Below are 21,185 nucleotides of genomic sequence, written 5' to 3'. Positions count from 1 at the left end.
TGAGTGTGCCACGACTTTAGCGAATAACGGGCGGAGTCTGCATCATGACCGGAGAAAGAGAATCGCATTCTCATATCGACGTGACACCATCGGCGGGGTTCCCACTGATATTTGTGCGTCGTTGGCTATCCGCCAACGAAGTGGTGTCGCCCTAGAGCCGTGACCACCGTCGTTAGTCGAAGGTCCCAGCCATCATGGGGGACAGCCGGGAGGATCTCGTGGGGGTGAACCAGACCGATGGTGTGTAGCGGTGATGATTGTCGGGAGGCAAGTGCGCAGTCGTAGTACCCGCCGCCCTGTCCGAGCCGGTATCCCTCGGTGTCGTAGGCGAGTGCCGGAACGATAACGATGTCGATAGTATCGAAGAGGATTGCTTTTGATCGCTCGTCTGGCTCGCGAATGCCGAACGAGGTGGTGACGAGGTTGTCCGGTGACCAAGGGTGCCACGAGAGTTGACGTACATCTTCAATACGGGGAATGACGATGTGGCAGGGGATTCGGTTCTCCAGCGCAGAAAGTAGTGACGGTATAAAGCCGCCGGGAGTATGCGCACCTGGTTCGTTGGCGATCGGTAGGTATGTCGCGATAACCAGGGGTTCGACGTATGTCCGCTCCGACGTGGTGGCGATATCGTCGATTGCCGCTATGAGTTGAGCAAGGAGCCGCTCGTCCCAGGCTCTGAGCGTTCTGTCAGGCAACTCACGCCGCATCCGTCGCATTCGATGGCGATAGGCCTTTTTGCGGTCAGCGATCAGGTCGCCCGCCGAGTACCTCCCGGATAGGTCGTCATAGCCCCCTGATGGGCCGTCGCACTCCTGCATGAACTCAGCGTAACAAAGCGGTTGTGGTGCTCATTACCGAAATCGGTAAAAGCGATGCGACCGAAAGACTCATTAAAAACTGCCCAGTATGGAGGTGACGTCGCTCAATCATGTTTAGCAGTTCGCAAGCACGACGCCATCAAGCACGACGCCATCAAGCACGACGCCATCAAGAACGATCTTGTGGGGGGATCAAGCACGATCTTGTGGGGGGATCAAGCACGAAGCTATCGTGCACGGTTTTAAGCGCGATGCCGCGAGGGTTTTTGTAAGAAGTTTGGCACTGTAGCCGACCGATTGACGGTTTTATCAGTAAGTCGTAGGAAATTTCCTAGCTTGGAAAGCGGATTCTGCGTCGGATGTCGGTTAGCATGGCTCCTATGAACAAAGATGATAAAGGCGGAAATGGTCAGGCTGCGTTGCGTACAGTCATCGTGCCAGCCGCTGGTTTGGGTACTCGTTTCCTTCCGGCGACGAAGACCGTACCCAAAGAGCTCTTGCCTGTTGTTGATCGGCCTGGTATCGAATTGATCGCGGAGGAAGCGCGCGAAGCCGGGGCTTCACGGTTGGCTATCGTTACCTCGCCGCGCAAGTCAGGGCTGATGAAGCATTTCGATCACGATGATCTCTTGGAAGAGACGCTTAAAAAGCGTGGAAAAGAGGATCGCCTGCAGAAAGTTCAGCACTCGACCGAACTTATCGACGCAGTGTCGGTCACTCAGGACCGTCCATTAGGGCTTGGTCATGCTGTAGCTCAGGCTGAAGAAGTCCTTGATCCCGACGAAGACGTCGTGGCGGTCATGCTCCCCGACGATCTTGTCATGCCCTACGGGGTCATGAACAAGATGCTCGAAGTCCGCGCAAAATACGGCGGATCTGTGCTCTGCGCGGTGGACGTTGATAAGAAAGCAACCTCTGACTACGGAGTTTTTGAGGTTAGTGGTCAGCCCGATGACGATGTCTTTGCCGTATCGGGCATGGTGGAAAAGCCTGATCCGGAAGACGCGCCCTCGACATTGGCGGCGACCGGCCGTTACCTGTTGGATCGGGATATTTTCAAGGCTCTGGGTAAAATCGAGCCCGGTAAGGGTGGTGAGCTGCAGCTTACAGATGCTATCGAGCTCCTCATCCAGTCGGATCACCCTGTGCATGTGGTAGTTCATCGTGGTCCTCGCCACGACTTGGGTAACCCAGGTGGATTCATCAAGGCCTGTGTTGACTTCGGGCTGAAGGATCCCGAATATGGCGACTCGCTGAGGGCGTATATCACGGAAAGGTTGGCCCAGGACAGCTAGCCTTAATGTGATATGCCCCGGATTCACCCGGGGTAGAGTCAGTAGGCAGCATATGCTGCTGTGTTACCCGGGCGAAAGGACGTAACGTGCGCTCAGTGGAAGAGCAGCTTGCGATTATCGCGGACGCTGCCGTAACTCCGGAGCCCGTTCGTGTGGCTATTTCGGATTCGCTTGGGCTGCGTAGCGCTGAAGAAGTCCGTGGTGACCGGCAGGTTCCAGGTTTCAATCAAGCTGCCATCGATGGCTACGCTGTTCGCGCTGTCGACCTTGTACCGCGGGAGGCAAAAGGCACCCCGGCGGATGACCGTCCCGAGGCTCAACGCCCGCCTGAGCCGTTGCCTGACGAGGATTACGAGCCTGATCGCCGTAGTGACCGCGAGCATCGGAAACTTGCCGAGCTGCCCGTCGTCGGTGATGTGGGGGCTGGTTCACATAGGCCGCTGCGATTGCAGCCCAATCAGGCAGTCAGGGTAGAGACCGGTGCGCCCGTACCCACACTGTCCGACGCCATTATTCCGGAAGCGTGGGTGGAGCGTCATGGCCGACGCATCCGGCCTCTATTTCCTGTGAAGTCCGGCGATTTTATTCATCGTGCTGGTACGGATGTCCTCGAAGGCGACGTTATTGTTAGCGAAGGGACCGTTATTGGCCCTGCGCATATTGGCTTATTAGCTGCTGTGGGGCGGTCCAAGGTCCTTGTATATCCACGGCCGCGGGTCGCTGTGATGTCGATTGGCCAAGAACTGATTGATTCGGACCGAACGCCCGGTCGTGGTCAGGTCTTTGATGTGAATTCGTATTCATTAGCGGCCGCTGCGGAAGAGGCAGGTGCGGACGCCCACAGGGTCGGCGTGATTGCGGGTGAACCACAACGCCTTCAGGAAATTATGGAGGGGCAGATCCTCCGCAGCGAAATTATCGTAATCGCTGGTGCTGTAGGGGGATCCGCGGCTCGGCGGATGCGCGATATCGTGAGTAATTTAGGCGAAATCGAGTACACCCGTGTTGCAATGCACCCGGGTTCAACTCAAGGGTTCGGTCTGCTCGGCCCCAATAAAGTGCCGACGTTCCTCTTGCCGTCGAACCCCGTCGGCTCCCTGATTATCTTCGAGACGATGATCCGCCCCCTCATTCAATATGAAGCTGGACGGCGCGGTGGCCGGCGTCGGATTATCCAGGCCAGGGCATTGCACGGTGTGAGCTCGATGCCGGGTCGGCGCGGTTTTATCCGCGGCCAGTTGATGCGTGATCGTGGTACCGACGAGTACCTAGTGGATCCTCTCGGCGCCTCCGCCGGTGCTCCGCAGCACCTGCTGGGTAGCTTTGCTGAGGCGAATTGCTTGATCCATGTTCCTGAAGACGTGGTCGGGATCGCTCCGGGTGATGTTGTTGATGTCTTGTTCTTGTCGAACCGCGCGTAAGTAGCAGGGGCTGTCATGGGGGTTGTGACTCGTCTGTTGGATCGCGTCGGTGTGGGGTCCGCGAAAGATCGTGATCTGTATCGACGCTATGGTGTTAAGCCGAGTGGCCTGCATCCGGGTTGGCCGGAGGAAACACAGGTGCTTCATGTGCCCGGTGGTTCGGTGAGGCTCCGCCCGGTTGTGAAGGATGACGGGCCGGAATGGGCGCGTCTCCGCCGCAATGATGAGGCTACGTTACGGGCGGTTGAACCGACGGCGAACGATTCGTGGGATGAGGTGCACACGGTGCCCTCGTGGTTGTCGGTGGTGGATTCGCTGTATGAGTCCGCGGCGCGGGGTGCGTCGGTTCCTTTTGCCGTGGAGTGTGACGGGAAATTTGCAGGTCAGGTTACTATCGGCGGGATTCAGCATGGCTCACTTTCGACGTGCTGGATCGGTTATTGGATTGCGAGCCCATTCTGGGGGCGTGGTGTGGGATCCGCCGCCGTGGCTTTAGGCGTCGATGCCGCGATGATGTCTGTGGGGGTGCATCGGGTCGAGGCGACGGTATTGCCCGAGAATGCCGCCTCGATCAGCGTTTTGGAGAACGTCGGTTTTCATTATGAGGGGGAGTTGGTACGCAGTATCAATATTGATGGGCAGTGGCGCGATCATTTCTTGTATGCGTTGACATCGGAGGAGTGCCCAGGTGGAGTGGTGTCACGTTTAGAGTGCAGTGGGCGGGGGAGGCGTGAAAGCTAATGATAGATCCCTGGTTGGGTCGGATGTCTGGTTGGATTGCGAATGTTTCGGCATTCGTTCGGTATTCGTATCTGTGGGCGTGGCACACGCATGTTACGGGTGTGACGGGCTACTCTTTAGTGAGAAATATCGTTGTCCGTGTTCGATTCCCCGCGGCTGACGTCAGTTAAGGAGATTCCGACGTGTCGAGTTCCCTCTTGATCGTTCTTATTGTGGTGCTGTGGCTTGCTGTTCTGGCTCCACTACTTTTGCGAAACCAGGGGCCAGTGCGTCGTACATCGAAGGCGTTGAAGGAAACGCGCGTTCTGTACCGTGGCGGATCTGGGTCGGTCGCGTCCTCCGGGCGGTTGACGAAGCATCTGCGCCGTCGGTCTGCGTCACCCGACGTTGAACCCGATCCGGCTGAGGATGAGTACCGGTTGTTAGACGAAGACGACGTGCACTTCCGCGCATACGATGACCGCGAGGCTGTGTACTCCGGTGACGCTTTGCACCCCGGTGAGCTCGACGCGGACGATGCTTCGGTGCGGGCGGCTCACACTGAGGAGAATATCGGGGAGTATGTTGAGGGTGCTAACACGCGTGACGACGAAGACGTCGTGGTAGGGGAACTAGAGCCCGAGGATTCGGACCAATCATTCGCAGCATCTTCCGTCGTGGCTGATGACATCGATGATGCTGTGACAGAACCGGTCGACGATGCCGAGTTTGAAGAGTTCGTCGACGACGTTGAGGACGAGCCTGCCGGAGCACCCGGTGAGGCGAAGGATGATCAAACGGCGCCGGGCGAGAAGTCGAGTGTCCCGGTGGGCGTTGTCGATGGTGACGTCATTATGGATTCATCGGGAGCGGTCCAGGGCGTGCCCGAGCTGGAATCTGCTGAGGCGGCTTCGTCTCAGGATCGCGATTCTCGACGGGGCAGTCGACCAGTTTCCGTGGACGAAGAATCGGCTGATGATGTGCTCTCTGCCGGCGAAGACCGTACCTCGGTGGTGTATGGCCGTGATTTCGGGTCCGACGACGCTGTGGCGAAGGACAGGGAGAAGTTCCCCGATGCCTATGATCGCCCGGAGGATGTTGTGGATTATCGCGACGGTGATCCCGCATTTGAGCACGCGTATGACTTTGCCGACGAATCAGACGATGAGCGCGAGGAGCGCCGTGAAGCTCAAAAACGCTCCAGCACCATGCTTTTCGACGACGGGCTGGATGCTTTGTCGGACGAAGAGCTCGAGGAACTCGCGCGTTCCGAATATGACGACATTGCGGTGACGGATGAGGATCGGGCGTATGTGGACCGCCGGCGCGGGCGGGGTGTGTACGACCCGGAGCTCGCCGAGCGGAATGCGCGGCGGCGGTTCACCCAGCGTAAGCGTGTGCTCTTCGGTTTGGCTGCGGTGACGGTTGTTCTGTTGGTCCTCGGCTTTGTGGTCGGTGGCGCTATGTGGGCCGGCGCTGTTGTCGGCGCTGTCGCTACCGGTGTGTACCTCGCGTTCTTGCGGAAGCAGGCCATTGAGGAGCAGCGCTTGGCGGCTCGTCGTCTGCGCCGGATGAGGCGTGCTCGAATGGGCGTCCGGAACGCTGAAGATGATCATGATGATCGGGCTGTGTCGTCGCGGTTACGTCGGCCGGCCGGCACCGTTATTGAGACGAATGATACTGATCCGGAGTTGGCTGAGCTGGAGTACGTGGACGCTGCCGATTACTTCGGCGTCGAGGAACCGGATGACATGCAGGACGACGGCGAGTACATCGACCGTCAGTACGATCGCTACGAGACAGACGGTGATGGGCGCGCCAGCGTGACGCATATACGCCGCGTGGGGTAGAAAACTACTGCTTTCAGGTCCCAAGAACTACGGCGTATTCCGCGTCGTAATGAGCGCTAGTTTTGGCCCTTGTTGCCATATTGATGCCAAAGCAGGGGCCTAGTTCGCTGTGAGCTGTGGGCGATGAGGTAAGGCCTCTACGGCAAAAAGGCGGTGTGGGCGAAATTTTGGGAAATTGTGATTTCGGGGGCTCACTGTAAGTTTTCCCCGGCAGAGAAAGAGGCCTCCGTTAAGGAAGTTCGACTAGTATCCAGTCGGTCGCAAAAACCATACGGGCGCTGGCCTATCCGGGACGATGGAGACCACATAAGTGGCTCCGGAATCGACATGCGAGACAGCCGAAATCGTTTCGCCATGAGAAGCTGACCCGCTACCCCTTTGCCACAAAGTTGGTCGCGGCAAAGATGTACGAGAAGGGCTACAGCCCACAATTCATTGCTGACACGTTCCAGCTGCGCTTGAAGGTAATTGTGTATAGGTAGTTCCAGACCTACCGTGACAAGCCAGAGTGGGCCTTAATGAGCAAACGTTAACGAGAGAGCCGATCAGGTTTTCTTATCCGGGCGAGCTTGGTGGCATCCTTTCCCGATGATGACAACTAGCCCACGCTGCAACTAGCGAAGCTCAATGTTGAGAAAACCCTGGTTGACGGGGGCTGGAACTGGTAGAAAAGACGCAAGCGTCGTGCCCGGCGAGCTGAGTAATCGGCATAAGACGCAGGTCATCGACGCTTGACACATACAGTTACCACTGACGATGCTGCAGGACGCTGCCGGGCTGACCTGCTTAAGTCAAATGTACCGACTACTGTGACGACCGCATTTTGAGGACGTCTAGGCACATCAGAAAAAAGACTTCCAAGGAAAAACTTAGGTGGGACACTTTCCGAGTAATCAACTTGCATGGGCGATAGCAACCCCGATGACGCGACTAGTGGTAACAACCATCCCAATGGTGGCCGTGGTTGGAACAGCAGCGGTAGGAAAAAGCTATGCTGCCGGAGGTCTGATTTCTGGTAGCTATGCAGCGGGAGAAGCCGCTGGGGCAATCTGGCTCACCCATAAGCTGAAACAAGTTGGGATTGGCCGGGAATTAAGAACAATTTGCCTTGTCGGGGGCTATGCTACTGCTCGTAGCTGGGGCAATACTGTGGTTCATTCCCTCTTTGTGGCTGGGTGCCGCTTTAGCAATCCTTGTCCTTGGGGCGATTTCATCACCAATACCAGGTGTTCTTAGATCGTCTGCCACTCAAATGACAAGCAGCTCTCAGCGGATACTCGCGATCGACAATGTAGTGAACCAAACATGCTGGGTTCTGGGGCCAATCCTGGGTGTGGTGTTGGTTCACCAAACGAATACGGTAATTGCATACGTTTCCTTAGCGCTATTATTGCTTGGAGCAGCAGTAGTGGCCCCTCTTGCAATTCCCAGCAATTATCGCCATGAGTCTGGGGAGGGTGGAAAGGCATCATTCCGTCCCATCGCAGTTCCAGTTGTCGCGTCAGGTGTGATCATGGCTGTCACTGCGTCCTTTGACACATTGGTTCCTGGACTTTTGACCCACTGGTTTGGGTCAGATGAGAAGGCAAGTTTTGTCTTGGCTCTATTGGCTCTGGGCAGCGTTGTTGCTTCGTCAGTTTTCGGCATCAAGAAGTCGTGGCCGAGGCCCGAAGTACTTGCCATGATCTCAACGGTGTTCATGATTGCCCTTTTAGCGACGGTAGGAAGCGTCCAGTCTTACTCAATCCTGCTAGGTGTTGCAGTGCTCATAGGGGTTGTCCAGGCGCCATCCATGGTCTTAAGGCAAGTGATCGTATCTGACTTAGTCTCGCACAAACGTAGGGCATCTGCCTTTTCTCTGCTGTACGCGGCCGGAGGTATCGGCTACTCACTCGCGGCGGCCGTGACCCCTTGGACTGCTGATATGCTCTCAGCCCGATGGGCATCGGCAGTAACTGCTGGGGCATGCTTCGCCATCCTTGGGTGGGCTGTTTGTCTTCAAAGAAAGCAGACACCGTCTGAGTGAAAGGCACGAAAGAGGTGGTAAACCATCCTCTTTAGCCATGTAGAAACGGAAAGATCCTAACGAGGGCCGATGTCGATAGCAACGCTTTCCCGGCTAAAGGGTCATGCGTGGCAGTTACCGAACGTGTAACTCATCAGAGGCGTCCCTACCTGCAGATATGCGAAAATGCCTGGCTAATGGTGACCAGGGAAAACAGTGTTTGTGGAGCATAGGGGAATCGAACCCCTGACCTACTCGATGCGAACGAGTCGCGCTACCAACTGCGCCAATGCCCCGCGGACCCCCAGCACTTTACTCCGAGGATCCGTGATCCCCAAAACAAACAGGTCGTTGCGTGCCCAGTGTCAGGGCCGATTCCCGTTGTAGCTCGCTAAGACAGCTCGTCGGTGAGTGCCTTGGTGAAGGTCGGCAGGTCATGCGGGTTGCGTGATGTGATCAATACCCAGTCATTCCCGGGGCAACGGAAGACTTCTTCGTCCACCCAGTGGGCACCCGCGTTCTCGAGGTCCGTGCGAATGGACTGGTAGGACGTCATGGTCTTGCCCTCGGTCAGTCCGGCGTCGATGAGCGCCCACGGTGCGTGGCAAATGGCGCCGACCGGCTTGTGGGCCGAGGCGAACTCCTTAAGGATGCGCTGCGCCTCCGTATCGATGCGGAGGGTGTCAGCGTTGACCGTCCCGCCTGGGAGAACGACCAGGTCGTAATCGTCGGCACTGATTTTGTCGAGGGTTGTGTCAGCCTTGACGGTCGATGCCCAGTCTTTGTCGCCAGTCACAGTTTGAATGTCGTTGCCCGAGTTGGAAGCGATGGTGACATCAATGCCTGCCGACGATAGGGCGTCGCGTGGTGAGATAATTTCTGGCTCTTCGACGCCGAAATCAGTTGCGATGATGACTGCTTTCTTTGCCATGACGTTATCTCCTCAGAAAGTCGACTAGGTTTTTGCGCGGTTTTGTTGTGGAGAGCGAACAGCCTCCCTTTCCGAAGAAGAGAGCGCACCGCCGAGTTGGTGAACGATCGTTGGCGGTTCTGTTCCGCCCTCCCGGTTAGATCCAACACGTATGAGTGAGATGTATTCCATCACGTGTGGCGATGTGTGGCGCTAACCCAGCGTTCCGATTGAGTTAAAAAAGTTAAAATCGTTGATTTTGGCCTAAAAAATGATGAGAAAAATTGTTAGGGTAGGGAACATGACTGATATGCAGCCATTCCCGTCGCAGAATGACACCGAACACTACGGAGCTGGTACTCCAGGTGGATACCACGGCCCCGATGATGCCCCTGAGTACGATGGTGAGCCACCATTGTCGCAGCCTTTCTACGGCGCAAGTTTGCCTGCAGCCGTCAAGAGATTCGTCACCAGAGCTTTTCGGTTCAAGGGACGTTCCTCAAGGTCCGAATACTGGTGGGTTCAGTTGGTCTTGTTCCTTATTTACGCTGCGGTTTCCGTAGTAGCGCTTAGTGTGGGTGTGGATCCGGATGATGTGAACAATCCAGTGGGGATCGCCACCGCTATCTTTAATTTGATTATTTTGGTGCCGAGTCTTTCGCTCACGTGGCGACGTTTGCATGATGCTGGCTTTGCCGGACCGTGGTACTTCATTATCTTCACGGGTATTGGTGTTATAGCGTATTTCATCATGACGGTTTTCCCGTCGAGGCCCGAGAAGATGAAAGAAAAGTGGGACGACAAAGAAAATCTCTCACCTGCCGTCTGATAATCACGTAACTAAGAAAACACGTGACTGAGAAGAAAGTCACGTGTTGAAGGACCCGAGAATTGGGCCTTGACATGGCGGGGAAGCACAACCCCGCCATGATTCGTATTAGAGCGGGGTTAGATGTCTTCCAACGACCTCGACGACGACTTTGGCCCTGTCAATGCCAGCAATCCGGCGGCGACACCGGTCAGTGCAATCATCGCGAAGCCAGCGAAAAATGACGCCTGATTAACAACGAAGGGCAGGAGGAGTGAGCCAACCGCGCCACCGAGGTGACCACAACCATCTGCGATGGAGAACCCGCGGGCTCGCAAGGTGGTGGGGAAGGACTCTGCTGTGAAGGTGTAGCCCATCTGGAGGTAGGACCCCAGCGCCATAGAAGCCAAGAATGAACCAAGCGTAACCATAAACGCGCTAGCGAGCGTCGCAATACACAGCATGCCTGCCGCCCATACGAGGGTGGAGACGAAAATGAGGTACTTACGCTCGAATTTATCGGAGATAAAGATCATGATGAGCGCGCCGGTTGGGTAGCCGATTGCGCCGATCGCGATGTACAGAATTGATCCAGCAATATCTTCACCGTGTGATGAAATGAGGTCAGGGGCATCACCTAGGAAGCTATAATTGCCGATGTACCACAGGAACCACATCAGGGCCATGACAATGGCCGTGCGCAGGTACTTTCCTTCAGTGAGTGACGGGGTGCTGTCTGTTCCGGTGAGCCCAAGGGAGCGATCCTGCCTCTCTTCTTCTTTTTCAACCTCTTTCCGGAATTCTTCGCGAATTTTCTGCCCTTTGCGCAACTGTTCAGGCGTGAAGTTCTCTTCCATCTTCTCGATGATCTTTTCGGCATCATCGCATCGCCATTGGGAGATTAACCACCTGGGCGACTCGGGGAGTGCTAGGGCAAAGAGAACGCCGAAGACGCCGACAAGTGCGCCGATGAAGAATAGCCAGCGCCACCCGGTGTGGAAGTTCGGAACCAATGCTAGGGCGACGAACGGTGTGATCGCTTGACCAATAATGCCGACCATAAAGGTGGCGACGGAAAGCTTGCCGCGTTGGTTAGCTGGTGCAATTTCGCCGACGTAGGTGGAAGCTAAGTTGAGGGCTGCTCCCACGCCCATGCCGGTTAAGAAGCGCCAGAGCGACAAGTCCCACACCGTGAAAGAGAATCCGCAGAGGAGAGATCCCGCTCCGGAAAAAACGAGGGAACCGATGAAAGAGACTTTCCTTCCCTTCGCGTCAGAGAGCCAGCCAGCGAGGAGTGAGCCAATAATGTAGCCCACGAGACCAACGGCCAGGGCCACGAACAGAGACATGTCCTGGCCCAGATTCATTTGCTCGTCGATAGCTGGCATGGCGAAACCGATATCGCTGATGTCATAAAAAACGAAGAAATATGCGATACCGATAACGAAAAAATCACGCTTGCGCAGTGGCCAAGCAGGGAAGCGATCCATGCGGGCCAAGAGCTCACGACCGCGTTCGGTAGTGGATTGTTCGAATGTGGTGCCAGTTAGTTCATCGGCCATGATAAGTCGCCTCCAAAAGTAGGCAGATGAATGAAATATCTGCAACACGTCCTGTGAGGTGGGCATGCTGCGCATAAAAATGGTCAGCTAACAGCGGATGCTGGGGTTGAAAATCGGCGTCAACCAGTGAGAGGCGTTGTTGCTGACCCACTAACTCCAGCCTAGTTTTTGGGCTGCGCACCCAAGTTTTTCTGAAAGATAAAAAACAAAACCACCCTATTTAAGGTGTGAGAATGAGGTATTGATTCCGAGCAAAGTGTGGGAATTGGCGCTGCTTTTCATAACGCGCTTTTTGGGAGCGCTACCGCGTCGCAATAAAGCAGAGTCCCCGCGTTAGTGCTCCCCGCCACGCTGCAGGATCATGACCATGCGTGGATACATCGAAGTGGTGCCGAATATGGGCTCGTTCCAGCCCCTCGACGACCGCGCGCGCATGAGACTCCATGAACCCTTCGCCGGTTCCCACGTCGAAGAAGAACCGTGAATTATTCTGCGCGAGTGCCGCCAAAGTGGCTTGGTTCTGGAGCTTCTCCGCGATGAGCCCGCCAAGTGGGCCGGGTAGCTGCGGCCCCTGTCGCGTCGGAAACCAGAATGATGGCGAACACCCGATAGCAGCATGGAACGATTCGGGGCTCTCAATGACGCAGTCGACGGCACATAGCCCGCCAAGGCTCTGGCCAGCAACAATGACGTAGGGGTCGGAAATGTCATAGTCTCGCGTGATCGCGGGGATGAGGTAGTCCTTGAGCGCACTTCTCCATGCAGGATTGCAGCCAAGATCGCGTAGGCGGTTCTGTCCGCGCACAGCGGAGTCTGTCGTTTCGATGGCCGCCACAGTGACGTTGGGAATGCTACCGCTGATTTCGAGCGCGCGGAGCGCTGAGTCAAAACCAGTGTGCGCCTCGCACCAGTCTTGACCGTCGAGAAGGATGAGCAGCCACGGTCGACGTTGCCGGTTATCAGTTCGATTGGCGATCGGAGTCCTCACCCATACATGTCTGTCCTGGAAAAACTCCGACGACGAGTGCCATGTGTAGGGGGTGAACTGGGCCATCGTGTTGTTAGTAGACGCCTCCGATACGTCCACGGCGCCCCACCCAGGTTCTGGCAAGGCGTCATCGAGCTGAACAATTCCAGATGACTTCGCGCTGTAGAAATGGTCAGTACCGGACGCGGAACATGACGACCACAGGGGAGGTATCTGTGCGTATGGATCGACCACCATGAGTTTCATGAGGGCTTTCCAGCGCGCCCGAAAATCGATGCGTTGATGAGGATCGTGGTGACGGGGAGTCTCCACAATCTCGTCGGGAACCGTTTCCGCAGGCATGATGTAGTAGGAGCCGCAGAGATCTGACGGTACGGTCACCGTGAATGACCACCACCCATCGTGGTGATCCGTCATCCGGTGGAGTGCAGCATCGTGGTGATCATGAACCCCAGAGAGGTGGAAAAAGACTGTCCCATAGTGACGACGACGGCCGTCGCCACGCGACAGTGATGGTTGCGCGTCAGGGGCTTGTGGCTCCTGCCACCAGAAAACCAAGGTTCGAGTGGTGGCAGTCGGCCCCGGGCAAGCAACGGGATTTGATCTCAACGATGCGTGATGGGGAGTCTTAATCGAACAAGTCCTCTAAACGGTCAATCATGGCCAGTGAACTGTAGTAATCCATCCGGAACGTGTCAGTGCCCATGGAATACACGGACTTGTTCTTGACGGCGGGGGTATCGGCCAGCACCGGATTGCTCTTATATTCCTTTACAGCTTTATCATCCGCGGCGAAGAGGAACACAGTCTTCCCGGTGGCCGCAGTGGGTAAATTCTCAGCGGAGACAACATAAACGTCAGACCGGGGTCCCATCGAATTCGATCCGCGCGCGCTTTCTGGAACGTCGGCAAGGGTGAACCCTAGCTTGGTCAGCAACTTGCCCTGTGCGGAGTCCTTTGTCCACACACGTGCAGACTTGTTTTGCGGCGTGTACACCAACGGCGTAACCGGTTGCGAAGGCTTCTTGATCTCACTACGAGCTTCAGCCGCGGTGTCATCAAACTTCTTAATGACATTCGACGTTTTCTTCTCTAGGCCTGTCGCTTTCCCCAACATGGTAGCGACATCCTGCCAGTCTTTATCGGAATAGTCGATCATCACCGTGGGAACAGCCTCGGAAATCTGTTCATAGAGGTCAGGCGTGGCGTCTTGGCCAGTCGAGGACATCACAACCAAGTCAGGTTTTTCAGCAAGTATGGCTTCCGCCGACGGGTTGAGGTCCAGGACCTTCACATGCTCTTTGTCTGCAACCTGGGACCACTGAGTGAAGAAACCATTGTCATCCGTGAGAGGCGTGCCCTTTTGTCCACCTGCCGACGCCACGACCGGTGCCCCAATGGCAAGCAAGGAACCAGTCAGCGTTACTGCAGCAGAGACGACCTTCTTCGGCTTGGCCGGGATTTTGACCTCCCCGTGGTCTGTGGCCACCGTCCGTGGCCACGTTTCGTTGGCCTGCGTGGATGAGCTCTGGCCTGATTCAGAAGATGAAGAAGAGGCCGTATCCGATGACGATTGGGTTGAATCCTCATTGCGCGAGCATGCGGCTGTACCCATGATGAGTGATACGGCGAGTGTTGACGCCACAACCGCCCGCAATGAGCGTAAGCGACGGGGAGACCTGGAACGGGACACGAAGGCGACTCCTTCTAGAGAAACAAACAAATGAGGGTAACCATACTAGTGGACGTGCAAAAGTAAAGATAGCCTCAAATTTAGAGCCGGAATGGACTGCAGGTTTATCGTTTAACCGGGTCAGATCAAGCCTGTCGTTTCAGTCAAATACTTCAAAATCGCGCGCACCCGCCGGTTATCTTCCCCCGGCTCGAGATTGAGCTTTAAGAAAATATTGGACACATGTTTCGCCACCGCGGCACCGGAAAGGAACAGGTCCTGTGAAATTTCCGCATTGGATTTTCCACGCGCCATCAGTTCCATGACTTCACGTTCGCGCGCGGTGAGCAGTCGCAAACCTGATCGTCCGGATTTCATCAGCGCTGTCGCAACATCGGGATCGATGACTACTCCGCCCTGTGCGACGATAGTGATGGACTCCAGGAAGTCTTTGACTTTTCCGATCCGATCTTTCAGCAAATAGCCCGTGCCTGCACCGTGGGCGGTTCCAGGTGTGAAAAGTTCACGGGCATAAGCAGGAGCCACGTATTGGGAGAGCACCATGATGCTTAATGATGGAAAACGCTCGCGCAGCTGAAGGGCCGCTCGTAAACCATCTTCGCGCATGTCAGGAGGCATACGTACGTCGGTAATGAGGAGATCAGGTAAAGCGCGATTATCGCCGAGACTCGCCACGGCATCGAGTAATTCCGTGGCAGAGGTCGGCTTCGCAATAACCTCATATCCGCGTTTTTCAACTAACCCTGCGACGCCTTCGCGCAACAAGGCGGAATCGTCGGCGATGACTATTTTCATTATGAATCCTCACCGAGCTGGTCGACGTTCCCATCAGACCTCGGTCTGTAGTGGTCGGCCCCACCCATCGTCGTGTTCAGTTTCGCATCACGCGATCGTGTGGACGTGGTTATGGGATATCCACTTTGCCCTCGATTGAGCATGACAGGAATCGACGCAGTAACCGCCGTTGGCCCACCAACTGGGGAGTTCAACTCCATGGAACCTCCGAAGGCAGCCAAACGCTCACGCATTCCCGATAATCCTGGGCCTAAGTGAGCCCCGCCGTCCCCCTCGTCCACAATAGAAATCCGTAAATCCTTGTCCGAGATTAGTAGGACGGTCACTGGCGCGCCGGGAGCGTATTTTGCGGCATTGGTCAGGCACTCGGCGCAGAAGAAATAGGCCGACGCCAACACGCTCGGCTGAAGGTCAGGGAGTTTATGCGGACAGTGCACGGCGATATTCGGACCGTATGACTCGGCGATCTCCTGAACCGCGGCATATAAGCCCTGGTCGCGCAGTACTTGAGGGTGAATGCCGTGGACGGTTCGACGAAGAGCATGGAGCCCATCGTCAAGGTGCGAGCGCGTCTCCTCGAGGAGTCGTTGCAGCTCTGCGGTCCCATTCTCTGCCTCAAGTTCGGCTTCCCCGAGCTTAAGTGACGCAGCCACAAAATATTGCTGAGCCCCGTCGTGGAGGTCGTTTTCTATGCGACGACGTTCAACCTCGTAGGCATCGGCAATGGCCCGGCGCGATGTCGTTAACTCGTTAATGCGCTCGGCTGCCACACTTTCATGCGACCGTGAATGAGCGGACCGGTTTCGGGGTCGTAGGTGGTCCGATAATCGTTGCCAGGCTGATAATGCCATGTGTGCCATGATAGAAACTTAAACCCCGCGTGAGTAGCGGCCGCACCCTCATTACCAGCGATGGGGGTAGTGCTAGATCTACCACGATTCGGGCGCTAGAGCTGTGGTGAACTCGGTGAACAAACTGTGAAATAGGTGTCATGAAAGATCACAACGCGCAACAGAGCCAGCAGGGCTACTCTCAGTCTTCGCTGGTTGTCCACGACATCACGAAATCGTTCACCTCAACCCCAGTTTTGACGGGTATTTCCTTGGAGATTCGCCAGGGTGAATCCGTCGCGGTCATGGGCCCGTCGGGTTCGGGCAAGTCCACTCTTTTGCATTGCATGTCCGGTGTGCTTGTCCCGGACGACGGTGATATCCGGTACGGCGATACCGTCGTTTCACGGCTGAATGATGCGAAAAGGTCAGCGCTCCGGCTGCGTAAATTCGGGTTTGTGTTCCAAGACGGTCAACTTCTTCCAGAGCTCACGGCGCAGGAAAACGTGGCTCTCCCGGCCATTTTGCAGGGCAAGTCTCGTAGGCGAGCCTATGCTGACGCCGCCGACATGCTCAAGCGCCTGGGGCTCGGGAAGCTGATTCGTCGCAGGCCAGGGAAAATGTCTGGAGGTCAAGCGCAACGCGTAGCCATCGCCCGAGCCATCGCAGCTAAACCGGCAATTATTTTTGCCGATGAGCCGACAGGCGCCCTTGACCAATCGACCGGCCATGAAGTCATGCAGCAGCTGATTGCGATTACCGAGCAGGCCGGCTCCACGTTGGTGATGGTGACCCACGATCAGAGTGTCGCGAATTGGTGCCAGCGTCGAATTGAAATTCGCGATGGCATTATTCATGACGATCGCATGTTGTCAGGGGCGGTGAGTTAAATGGCCGTTTCCTTATCGACGCTCTCTCACCTGGGTGTTCAATTGCAAAAAGCGTCCTATAGGGCGGGGACGGGGAATAAGTGGCTCTCTGCGTTAGCGGTGTTTGCCTTCACCGTGAGTACGTGGATGGCTATGACCGTTGCCGGCGGGACGTGGATGTTCTACGAACGCTATCGTCGGCCCTCGGTGGCATCACTCCACGGGATGAGTGATGAGTTACGGCAGACCTATGTAGGACTTGCGGTATTCGCCTGTGTGTTTGTTGTTCCCGCGATGATGTCCCTGGTAGCGCAATCAGCGGTTTTAGGGGCCTCCGGCCGCGAGAGGCGATTAGCAACACTTAGGTTGCTGGGGTTGTCCAACCGTGACATCACGCGACTCACCTTGGCGGAAACCAGTGCGTTGGCATTCGCCGGTTTGGCGCTTGGAACTGTGCTGTACGTCGTCGCGGCACCAGCGTGGTCGCTAGTTACTTTTCAAAACACCCGCATCGGTCTCTGGGAAATTCTCTTACCGTGGTGGGGTTATCCGGCGTTATGGGTAATCATCCTTGTCCTTGCAGCGGTAGCTGCAGTGGTTGGCCTCAAGCGTGTTATGGTGTCGCCGCTGGGAGTCTCGAAGCGGGACATTCCCACAGCACTCAGATTCTGGCGTCTCATCATATTTGTCGGGATCGTTGTGATTTCCCGCTTCGTTATGACCCAGATTAGACCTGATTACAACAATTTCGGCTGGACTCTGACTATCCTCGCCGTGATCGTGTGTCTCTTCATTCTCGGCATCAACCTTGTGGTTCCCTGGCTCATCCAGCTCGCAGCCCGTATCTCTAGCGTTCTTCCCGGAAAATTCAATTTCTTGGCGACGCGTCGAGTCATGACTGACGGACGTACCGCATGGAAACGGACGAATGCCCTGACTTTCCTCGCGCTCTTGTTGGGGTACGTGGCGATCATGCCGAAGAATCCGGGGGAGGAGTTGGGTGACCCCACGGTCAGTCGGGACACATTCACTGGAGCAGTCGTTACTTATGGTGTTGGCTTACTCATTTCGATCAGTGGAACCTTGCTGAACCAGGCATCCACCGTTTTTGAAGAAGCGGAGCTCACCCGTGCACTCGATTTCATAGGTGTCCCGTCGTCACTGCATAGGCGGGTGGCGATAAAGCAGACCTTTTATCCGCTTCTCATGACCAGTGGTTTCACGTTCCTCTTCGGCTTGTATTTGGGTTGGACGTCCTACGGGCAGTTCGTCAAGAAACCCTCAGTCGGGCCGCAATTAACGTGGATTATCGGCGCTTTCGTTATAAGCCTGGTGTTGTCGGTGGTCGCAACAGTATGTGTTGACCCCCTGCGTCAGAAGCAGATCACTCAGCATGTTCGCCGGAATGACTAGCCGACGGCCCGGGCTTTAGGGCCCAGGTATCACGGCCTAGGTATCACGGTCCAGGTATCGCGCCTAGTCGTCACGGAATCCTCTTCGTCCATGCGTCATTACCGAATTTGGTGCTGACCAGTTCCTCCGCTTCCTTGATATCCGCGTCTGTCAGCGACGCGGGTGTCGCTCCGTACCGCGTCATGAACTCTTGAGCCATGGTGTCGATGATCGTCTCACGGGGAACACCAGTTTGCCGCCGCAAAGGATCAACGCGCTTATTAGCCGACGCTAATCCTTTCGATGACACCTTGACCTTCCCGATACGAAGGACATCCATCATTTTGTCGGCGTCAATGTTGTAGCTCATCGTGGTGTGATGCAGGATCGCTCCGCGACGGCGTTTTTGCGCAGCTCCCCCGATTTTTCCGCCGTCGGAGGTAATGTCGTTAATGGGTACATACCAGGCGTTGACGCCATGCTTGGCTAACGCTGCTAGTACCCATTGGTCGAGGTATTCGTAGGATGCGACGTACGAATAACCCTGGACCAGTTCGATGGGCGCGTAGAGCGAATAGGTAATGCAGTTTCCGCCCTCCATAAACATGGCGCCGCCACCAGAGATTCGACGCACCGGAGTAATTCCGTATTTGTCGATTCCCTCTTGGTTTAATTCATTTGAATACGATTGGTAAGAACCAAAAACGACGGCCTTATCGTCCCATTCCCAAAAACGAAGGGTGGGGCCGCGACGCCCATCGGCGACCTGGTTTAAGAGCAGCTCGTCAAGAGCGACGTTGACTGGGGTGGGGAGGACGCCGGGGCGAAGAATGTCCCATTCGTAATCGGTGAAGTCTTTGCCGCCGGAGACCGCTCGTTTCACGGTGACGGCAATGTCATGAATGGTTAATCCCTCGAGGTCGAGATTGTCGAAATGAGCTAATGCGGAATTTAATCGCGATTCAAATGCTTCAGTGGACGCGGACGTTTTTGTTCCTACCAATGCCGGGGCAATTTCGTCGTAGGCTTCATCGGGCTCGAGGAAGAAGTCCCCGGAGAGGCGTAAAGATGTGATGGTGTCATTCTCGACGGTGGTGTCAATAACAATGAGTTTCCCGCCAGGCACTTTGAGCTCAAAGTGAATAGGGCGTAACGGCGAGGGCTGAGTATCCGACGAGTGCTGAGTATCTGTTGACATGCGCCCGATTATAGGTGGTCTCACGTAAGTTCTTTAGGGGGGCAAGGGTTTGGCTACCCATAATAATGTTTCTCTTTCTATGCGGGTTTGACTATTTTTGCTAATGTAGTTGATATGTCAACGAAATTGGATCCTTTCTTCCGTGACGCAGGCCTCTTTATCTTCCGCCTGGTCCTTGGTTTTATTTTTGTCATGCATGGCTGGCAAAACGCCGTCACTAAGGGATGGGGAAGCACCCGCGACTCCTTCGACGCCATGAACATCCCGGCCACGGATGTCGCAGCAACCCTGGCAAGCTGGGGTGAACTGGTCACTGGCGTTCTTTTAATCCTGGGGCTTCTCACTCGTCTCAGCAGCTTTGTCCTATTGATCGATATGGCAGGAGCGTTCTGGTTCGCGCACAAGGACGCCGGACTGTGGAGCAGCGATGGCGGCTTCGAATACGTCCTCATCCTGGGCGCATGTGCACTTCTGCTCCTCTTGGCCGGGGCCGGCGCGGTCAGCGTCGATAAGTTCCTGTTTGGCAGGAAGAAGAACTCCTCCGAGGCACCCGCACGCACTGAGATCAGCCAGCTCCGTGAGGGCGTAGAACCTACCCTCACATAAAACGGGGTCATCATCACCCCGATGTTCATCTCCGCGATGTGCGGAAACCCCTTTTTTCCGGCTACGGGTTCAGCTCGGGTACGGTCGTGTTTATGAATAAACCGGAGGTTCGTGACGCGGCACTTCTCTTGCTGCGCATTGTCGTCGGTTTGATCTTCATTGCTCACGGCTGGGATAAAGCGATGATGACGGGCTTATCCGCAACCGGGGGACAATTTGATCAGCTGGGGATCCCTCAGCCAGAGCTGATCGCTGCTCTGGTCTCATTCGTCGAAATGATCGGCGGCGCCATGATCTTTGTGGGGATCCTGGCACCTGCTGCCTCTGTTGTCCTCATCATGGACATGGTCGGTGCACTCTGGTTTGTCCATCTTCATCGAGGCTTCTTTGTCGCAAATGGTGGAGTGGAATTCGTCGCACTCCTCGTGGTTACTCTCATAGTGATCGCCATCTTTGGTGCCGGCCGGGCTAGCCTCGATTACTTCTTCCAACGACGATCCTGACGATCCTGGGTCGGCTGCCGTGGAACGGCTGTTCTGGGGTGGTGGTCCTGAGGTGACGGACTGTGATCCGCATGACGAAGGGGAATTATGGAGTGCAATGAGGTGCGTCAAGCACTGTCAGCGCGCATAGATGGTGAACGGTCCCGTGCAACCTGGGACGACGACGTGATTGACGCCCACTTGGCTGAATGCGAAGACTGCCAAAACTGGTACACACAAGCATTGATGCTAGGGCGCACCTTGCGGATCGCTCCCGCTGATGACTCCGAATCTATCCCCGATTTTTCCGAGTCCCTCGTCCAATCCGTACCGGAAGATCAACTACCGCGCCACCGTTCATGGCGAATCATTTCACTATCACTATCGCGGATAGTCCTCATTGTTCTCGGACTCATTTATGTGGGTTGGGCCATATATTTGCTGAGCCATTCGACCACGCTCACCGGCACCCCAGTTCCGTCGGGCAGCGACTCGGATGGAGCAGTGGGAGATTCTCATGACCCAGACCTTGCACGGTTATTTATCGACGCGGCCGCGATGCGTTTATCCTTGGGTTTTTCGCTCTTTTGGTGTTCATGGCGTCCACGCATGACCGCTGGAATGATTCCCCTCTTCGGTGCCCTATGGGCTTTTACAGCGGGTTTCGCCTCCAGAGACATCGTTCTCGGGCTTGCCACACCGCAGCAGCTCATGGGCCTCGTTCTCTTCATTGTGACCGTCCTTGTCATGGTGTGGTGCTGGTTCAGCCACTTCGGGGTCAGCGCTGGCGACGTGACTGGCTCCCTAAAATCGTTTAGCGCCCGGCCCGTGAAGTCTACTTTTTCAGATGCCAGGGAAACAGCCCGCCTTATTGACGAAGCCAATGACGATGTTCACCGTCACATGGGGGATCAGTAGGTCACGTAACGATGTCTTCCCG

General features: G+C 55.8%; 20 protein-coding genes and 1 tRNA gene. 12 read left to right on the top strand and 9 right to left on the bottom strand.

Features of this window, described 5'->3' with window-relative positions:
- Nucleotides 1-125 precede the first annotated feature (125 nt).
- Nucleotides 126-821 carry a 5-formyltetrahydrofolate cyclo-ligase gene (locus I6J23_RS00805; RefSeq protein WP_204582163.1) on the bottom strand — a complete coding sequence of 232 codons (696 nt, stop codon included), beginning with the start codon at nucleotides 819-821 and terminating at the stop codon, nucleotides 126-128.
- 54 nt (nucleotides 822-875) lie between these two features.
- Here I6J23_RS00805 and I6J23_RS00800 point away from each other — a divergent pair, with 54 nt between their 5' ends.
- The 6 genes from I6J23_RS00800 to I6J23_RS10630 all read left to right on the top strand — a co-directional run bounded on the left by I6J23_RS00800 (nucleotide 876) and on the right by I6J23_RS10630 (nucleotide 8,133).
- Entirely contained in the window at nucleotides 876-1,067 is a 192-nt protein-coding gene (locus I6J23_RS00800; protein WP_204582162.1) for a hypothetical protein, read from the top strand.
- A 125-nt stretch (nucleotides 1,068-1,192) separates the two neighbouring features.
- Entirely contained in the window at nucleotides 1,193-2,116 is a 924-nt protein-coding gene (locus I6J23_RS00795) for a UTP--glucose-1-phosphate uridylyltransferase (RefSeq protein WP_239455014.1), read from the top strand.
- Nucleotides 2,117-2,202: 86 nt separating this feature from the next.
- Nucleotides 2,203-3,537, top strand: coding sequence for a molybdotransferase-like divisome protein Glp (gene glp, locus I6J23_RS00790; protein WP_204582159.1), 1,335 nt, complete (start codon nucleotides 2,203-2,205; stop codon nucleotides 3,535-3,537).
- A gap of 15 nt (nucleotides 3,538-3,552) precedes the next feature.
- Complete coding sequence (locus tag I6J23_RS00785) at nucleotides 3,553-4,278, top strand: GNAT family N-acetyltransferase (RefSeq protein ID WP_204582158.1); 726 nt, start codon at nucleotides 3,553-3,555, stop codon at nucleotides 4,276-4,278.
- Nucleotides 4,279-4,460: 182 nt separating this feature from the next.
- Complete coding sequence (locus I6J23_RS00780; RefSeq protein WP_204582157.1) at nucleotides 4,461-6,107, top strand: gephyrin-like molybdotransferase receptor GlpR; 1,647 nt, start codon at nucleotides 4,461-4,463, stop codon at nucleotides 6,105-6,107.
- Nucleotides 6,108-7,515: 1,408 nt separating this feature from the next.
- A complete protein-coding gene (locus I6J23_RS10630) occupies nucleotides 7,516-8,133 on the top strand; it encodes an MFS transporter (protein ID WP_239454928.1) in 618 nt (205 codons plus the stop codon).
- Nucleotides 8,134-8,335: 202 nt separating this feature from the next.
- Here I6J23_RS10630 and I6J23_RS00770 read toward each other — a convergent pair.
- Together I6J23_RS00770 and I6J23_RS00765 are read right to left on the bottom strand one after the other, a co-directional pair.
- A tRNA-Ala gene (locus tag I6J23_RS00770) sits at nucleotides 8,336-8,408 on the bottom strand.
- 95 nt (nucleotides 8,409-8,503) lie between these two features.
- Nucleotides 8,504-9,043, bottom strand: coding sequence for a type 1 glutamine amidotransferase domain-containing protein (locus I6J23_RS00765; protein ID WP_204582156.1), 540 nt, complete (start codon nucleotides 9,041-9,043; stop codon nucleotides 8,504-8,506).
- A 280-nt stretch (nucleotides 9,044-9,323) separates the two neighbouring features.
- Here I6J23_RS00765 and I6J23_RS00760 point away from each other — a divergent pair, with 280 nt between their 5' ends.
- Nucleotides 9,324-9,851 (top strand): DUF805 domain-containing protein, encoded by a 528-nt coding sequence (locus tag I6J23_RS00760; protein WP_204582155.1) that lies wholly within the window; start codon nucleotides 9,324-9,326, stop codon nucleotides 9,849-9,851.
- A gap of 119 nt (nucleotides 9,852-9,970) precedes the next feature.
- Here the strand turns inward: I6J23_RS00760 and I6J23_RS00755 are convergent, their stop codons facing one another.
- The 5 genes from I6J23_RS00755 to I6J23_RS00735 all read right to left on the bottom strand — a co-directional run bounded on the left by I6J23_RS00755 (nucleotide 9,971) and on the right by I6J23_RS00735 (nucleotide 15,728).
- On the bottom strand, nucleotides 9,971-11,392 hold the full coding sequence (locus I6J23_RS00755; protein ID WP_204582154.1) for an MFS transporter: 1,422 nt from the start codon (nucleotides 11,390-11,392) through the stop codon (nucleotides 9,971-9,973).
- A 301-nt stretch (nucleotides 11,393-11,693) separates the two neighbouring features.
- Nucleotides 11,694-12,938: an alpha/beta hydrolase-fold protein gene (locus I6J23_RS00750; RefSeq protein ID WP_204582153.1), complete on the bottom strand. Its 1,245-nt coding sequence runs from the start codon at nucleotides 12,936-12,938 to the stop codon at nucleotides 11,694-11,696.
- Nucleotides 12,939-13,008: 70 nt separating this feature from the next.
- Nucleotides 13,009-14,073, bottom strand: coding sequence for a Fe2+-enterobactin ABC transporter substrate-binding protein (gene fepB / locus I6J23_RS00745; RefSeq protein ID WP_204582152.1), 1,065 nt, complete (start codon nucleotides 14,071-14,073; stop codon nucleotides 13,009-13,011).
- A 120-nt stretch (nucleotides 14,074-14,193) separates the two neighbouring features.
- Nucleotides 14,194-14,868 carry a response regulator transcription factor gene (locus I6J23_RS00740; protein ID WP_204582151.1) on the bottom strand — a complete coding sequence of 225 codons (675 nt, stop codon included), beginning with the start codon at nucleotides 14,866-14,868 and terminating at the stop codon, nucleotides 14,194-14,196.
- Nucleotides 14,868-15,728, bottom strand: coding sequence for a sensor histidine kinase (locus I6J23_RS00735; RefSeq protein WP_239454927.1), 861 nt, complete (start codon nucleotides 15,726-15,728; stop codon nucleotides 14,868-14,870). The genes I6J23_RS00740 and I6J23_RS00735 overlap by 1 nt, the downstream gene beginning before the upstream one ends.
- Before the next feature lie 131 nt (nucleotides 15,729-15,859).
- On the opposite strand from I6J23_RS00735, the gene I6J23_RS00730 reads away from it, so the two are divergent.
- Together I6J23_RS00730 and I6J23_RS00725 are read left to right on the top strand one after the other, a co-directional pair.
- The gene (locus tag I6J23_RS00730) at nucleotides 15,860-16,588 is read left to right on the top strand and encodes an ABC transporter ATP-binding protein (protein ID WP_204582150.1); all 729 of its coding nucleotides are present in this window, start codon (nucleotides 15,860-15,862) and stop codon (nucleotides 16,586-16,588) included.
- Nucleotides 16,589-17,980, top strand: a complete 1,392-nt coding sequence (locus I6J23_RS00725) for an FtsX-like permease family protein (protein WP_204582149.1) — start codon at nucleotides 16,589-16,591, stop codon at nucleotides 17,978-17,980.
- Between the two features lie 70 nt (nucleotides 17,981-18,050).
- Here the strand turns inward: I6J23_RS00725 and I6J23_RS00720 are convergent, their stop codons facing one another.
- Nucleotides 18,051-19,157, bottom strand: coding sequence for a lipoate--protein ligase family protein (locus I6J23_RS00720; protein WP_204582148.1), 1,107 nt, complete (start codon nucleotides 19,155-19,157; stop codon nucleotides 18,051-18,053).
- A 114-nt stretch (nucleotides 19,158-19,271) separates the two neighbouring features.
- Between I6J23_RS00720 and I6J23_RS00715 the strand changes: the two genes are divergently transcribed.
- From I6J23_RS00715 to I6J23_RS00705, 3 genes are all read left to right on the top strand, one after another.
- Nucleotides 19,272-19,763 carry a DoxX family protein gene (locus tag I6J23_RS00715; RefSeq protein ID WP_204582147.1) on the top strand — a complete coding sequence of 164 codons (492 nt, stop codon included), beginning with the start codon at nucleotides 19,272-19,274 and terminating at the stop codon, nucleotides 19,761-19,763.
- Nucleotides 19,764-19,855: 92 nt separating this feature from the next.
- On the top strand, nucleotides 19,856-20,266 hold the full coding sequence (locus tag I6J23_RS00710; protein ID WP_204582146.1) for a DoxX family protein: 411 nt from the start codon (nucleotides 19,856-19,858) through the stop codon (nucleotides 20,264-20,266).
- 87 nt (nucleotides 20,267-20,353) lie between these two features.
- Complete coding sequence (locus I6J23_RS00705) at nucleotides 20,354-21,163, top strand: zf-HC2 domain-containing protein (protein ID WP_204582145.1); 810 nt, start codon at nucleotides 20,354-20,356, stop codon at nucleotides 21,161-21,163.
- The last annotated feature ends 22 nt before the right edge of the window (nucleotides 21,164-21,185 follow it).

The organism is Corynebacterium kroppenstedtii (genome assembly GCF_016894245.1).
Taxonomy (GTDB): Bacteria; Actinomycetota; Actinomycetes; order Mycobacteriales; family Mycobacteriaceae; genus Corynebacterium.
The sequence above is the reverse complement of the archived record's forward strand: the minus strand, read 5'-3'. Positions and strand labels throughout refer to the sequence as shown.

What these genes read in the sequence shown, in the direction of transcription:
- I6J23_RS00705 (WP_204582145.1), top strand. Translation starts at nt 20,354, where the DNA reads ATGGAGTGCAATGAGGTGCGTCAAGCACTGTCAGCGCGCATAGATGGT.
- I6J23_RS00715 (WP_204582147.1), top strand. Translation starts at nt 19,272, where the DNA reads ATGTCAACGAAATTGGATCCTTTCTTCCGTGACGCAGGCCTCTTTATC.
- I6J23_RS00785 (WP_204582158.1), top strand. Translation starts at nt 3,553, where the DNA reads ATGGGGGTTGTGACTCGTCTGTTGGATCGCGTCGGTGTGGGGTCCGCG.
- I6J23_RS00765 (WP_204582156.1), bottom strand. Translation starts at nt 9,043, where the DNA reads ATGGCAAAGAAAGCAGTCATCATCGCAACTGATTTCGGCGTCGAAGAG.
- I6J23_RS00740 (WP_204582151.1), bottom strand. Translation starts at nt 14,868, where the DNA reads ATGAAAATAGTCATCGCCGACGATTCCGCCTTGTTGCGCGAAGGCGTC.
- I6J23_RS00795 (WP_239455014.1), top strand. Translation starts at nt 1,193, where the DNA reads ATGGCTCCTATGAACAAAGATGATAAAGGCGGAAATGGTCAGGCTGCG.
- I6J23_RS00720 (WP_204582148.1), bottom strand. Translation starts at nt 19,157, where the DNA reads ATGTCAACAGATACTCAGCACTCGTCGGATACTCAGCCCTCGCCGTTA.
- I6J23_RS00755 (WP_204582154.1), bottom strand. Translation starts at nt 11,392, where the DNA reads ATGGCCGATGAACTAACTGGCACCACATTCGAACAATCCACTACCGAA.
- I6J23_RS00760 (WP_204582155.1), top strand. Translation starts at nt 9,324, where the DNA reads ATGACTGATATGCAGCCATTCCCGTCGCAGAATGACACCGAACACTAC.
- I6J23_RS00725 (WP_204582149.1), top strand. Translation starts at nt 16,589, where the DNA reads ATGGCCGTTTCCTTATCGACGCTCTCTCACCTGGGTGTTCAATTGCAA.
- I6J23_RS00735 (WP_239454927.1), bottom strand. Translation starts at nt 15,728, where the DNA reads ATGGCACACATGGCATTATCAGCCTGGCAACGATTATCGGACCACCTA.
- I6J23_RS00710 (WP_204582146.1), top strand. Translation starts at nt 19,856, where the DNA reads ATGAATAAACCGGAGGTTCGTGACGCGGCACTTCTCTTGCTGCGCATT.
- I6J23_RS00730 (WP_204582150.1), top strand. Translation starts at nt 15,860, where the DNA reads ATGAAAGATCACAACGCGCAACAGAGCCAGCAGGGCTACTCTCAGTCT.
- I6J23_RS00805 (WP_204582163.1), bottom strand. Translation starts at nt 821, where the DNA reads ATGCAGGAGTGCGACGGCCCATCAGGGGGCTATGACGACCTATCCGGG.
- I6J23_RS00800 (WP_204582162.1), top strand. Translation starts at nt 876, where the DNA reads ATGCGACCGAAAGACTCATTAAAAACTGCCCAGTATGGAGGTGACGTC.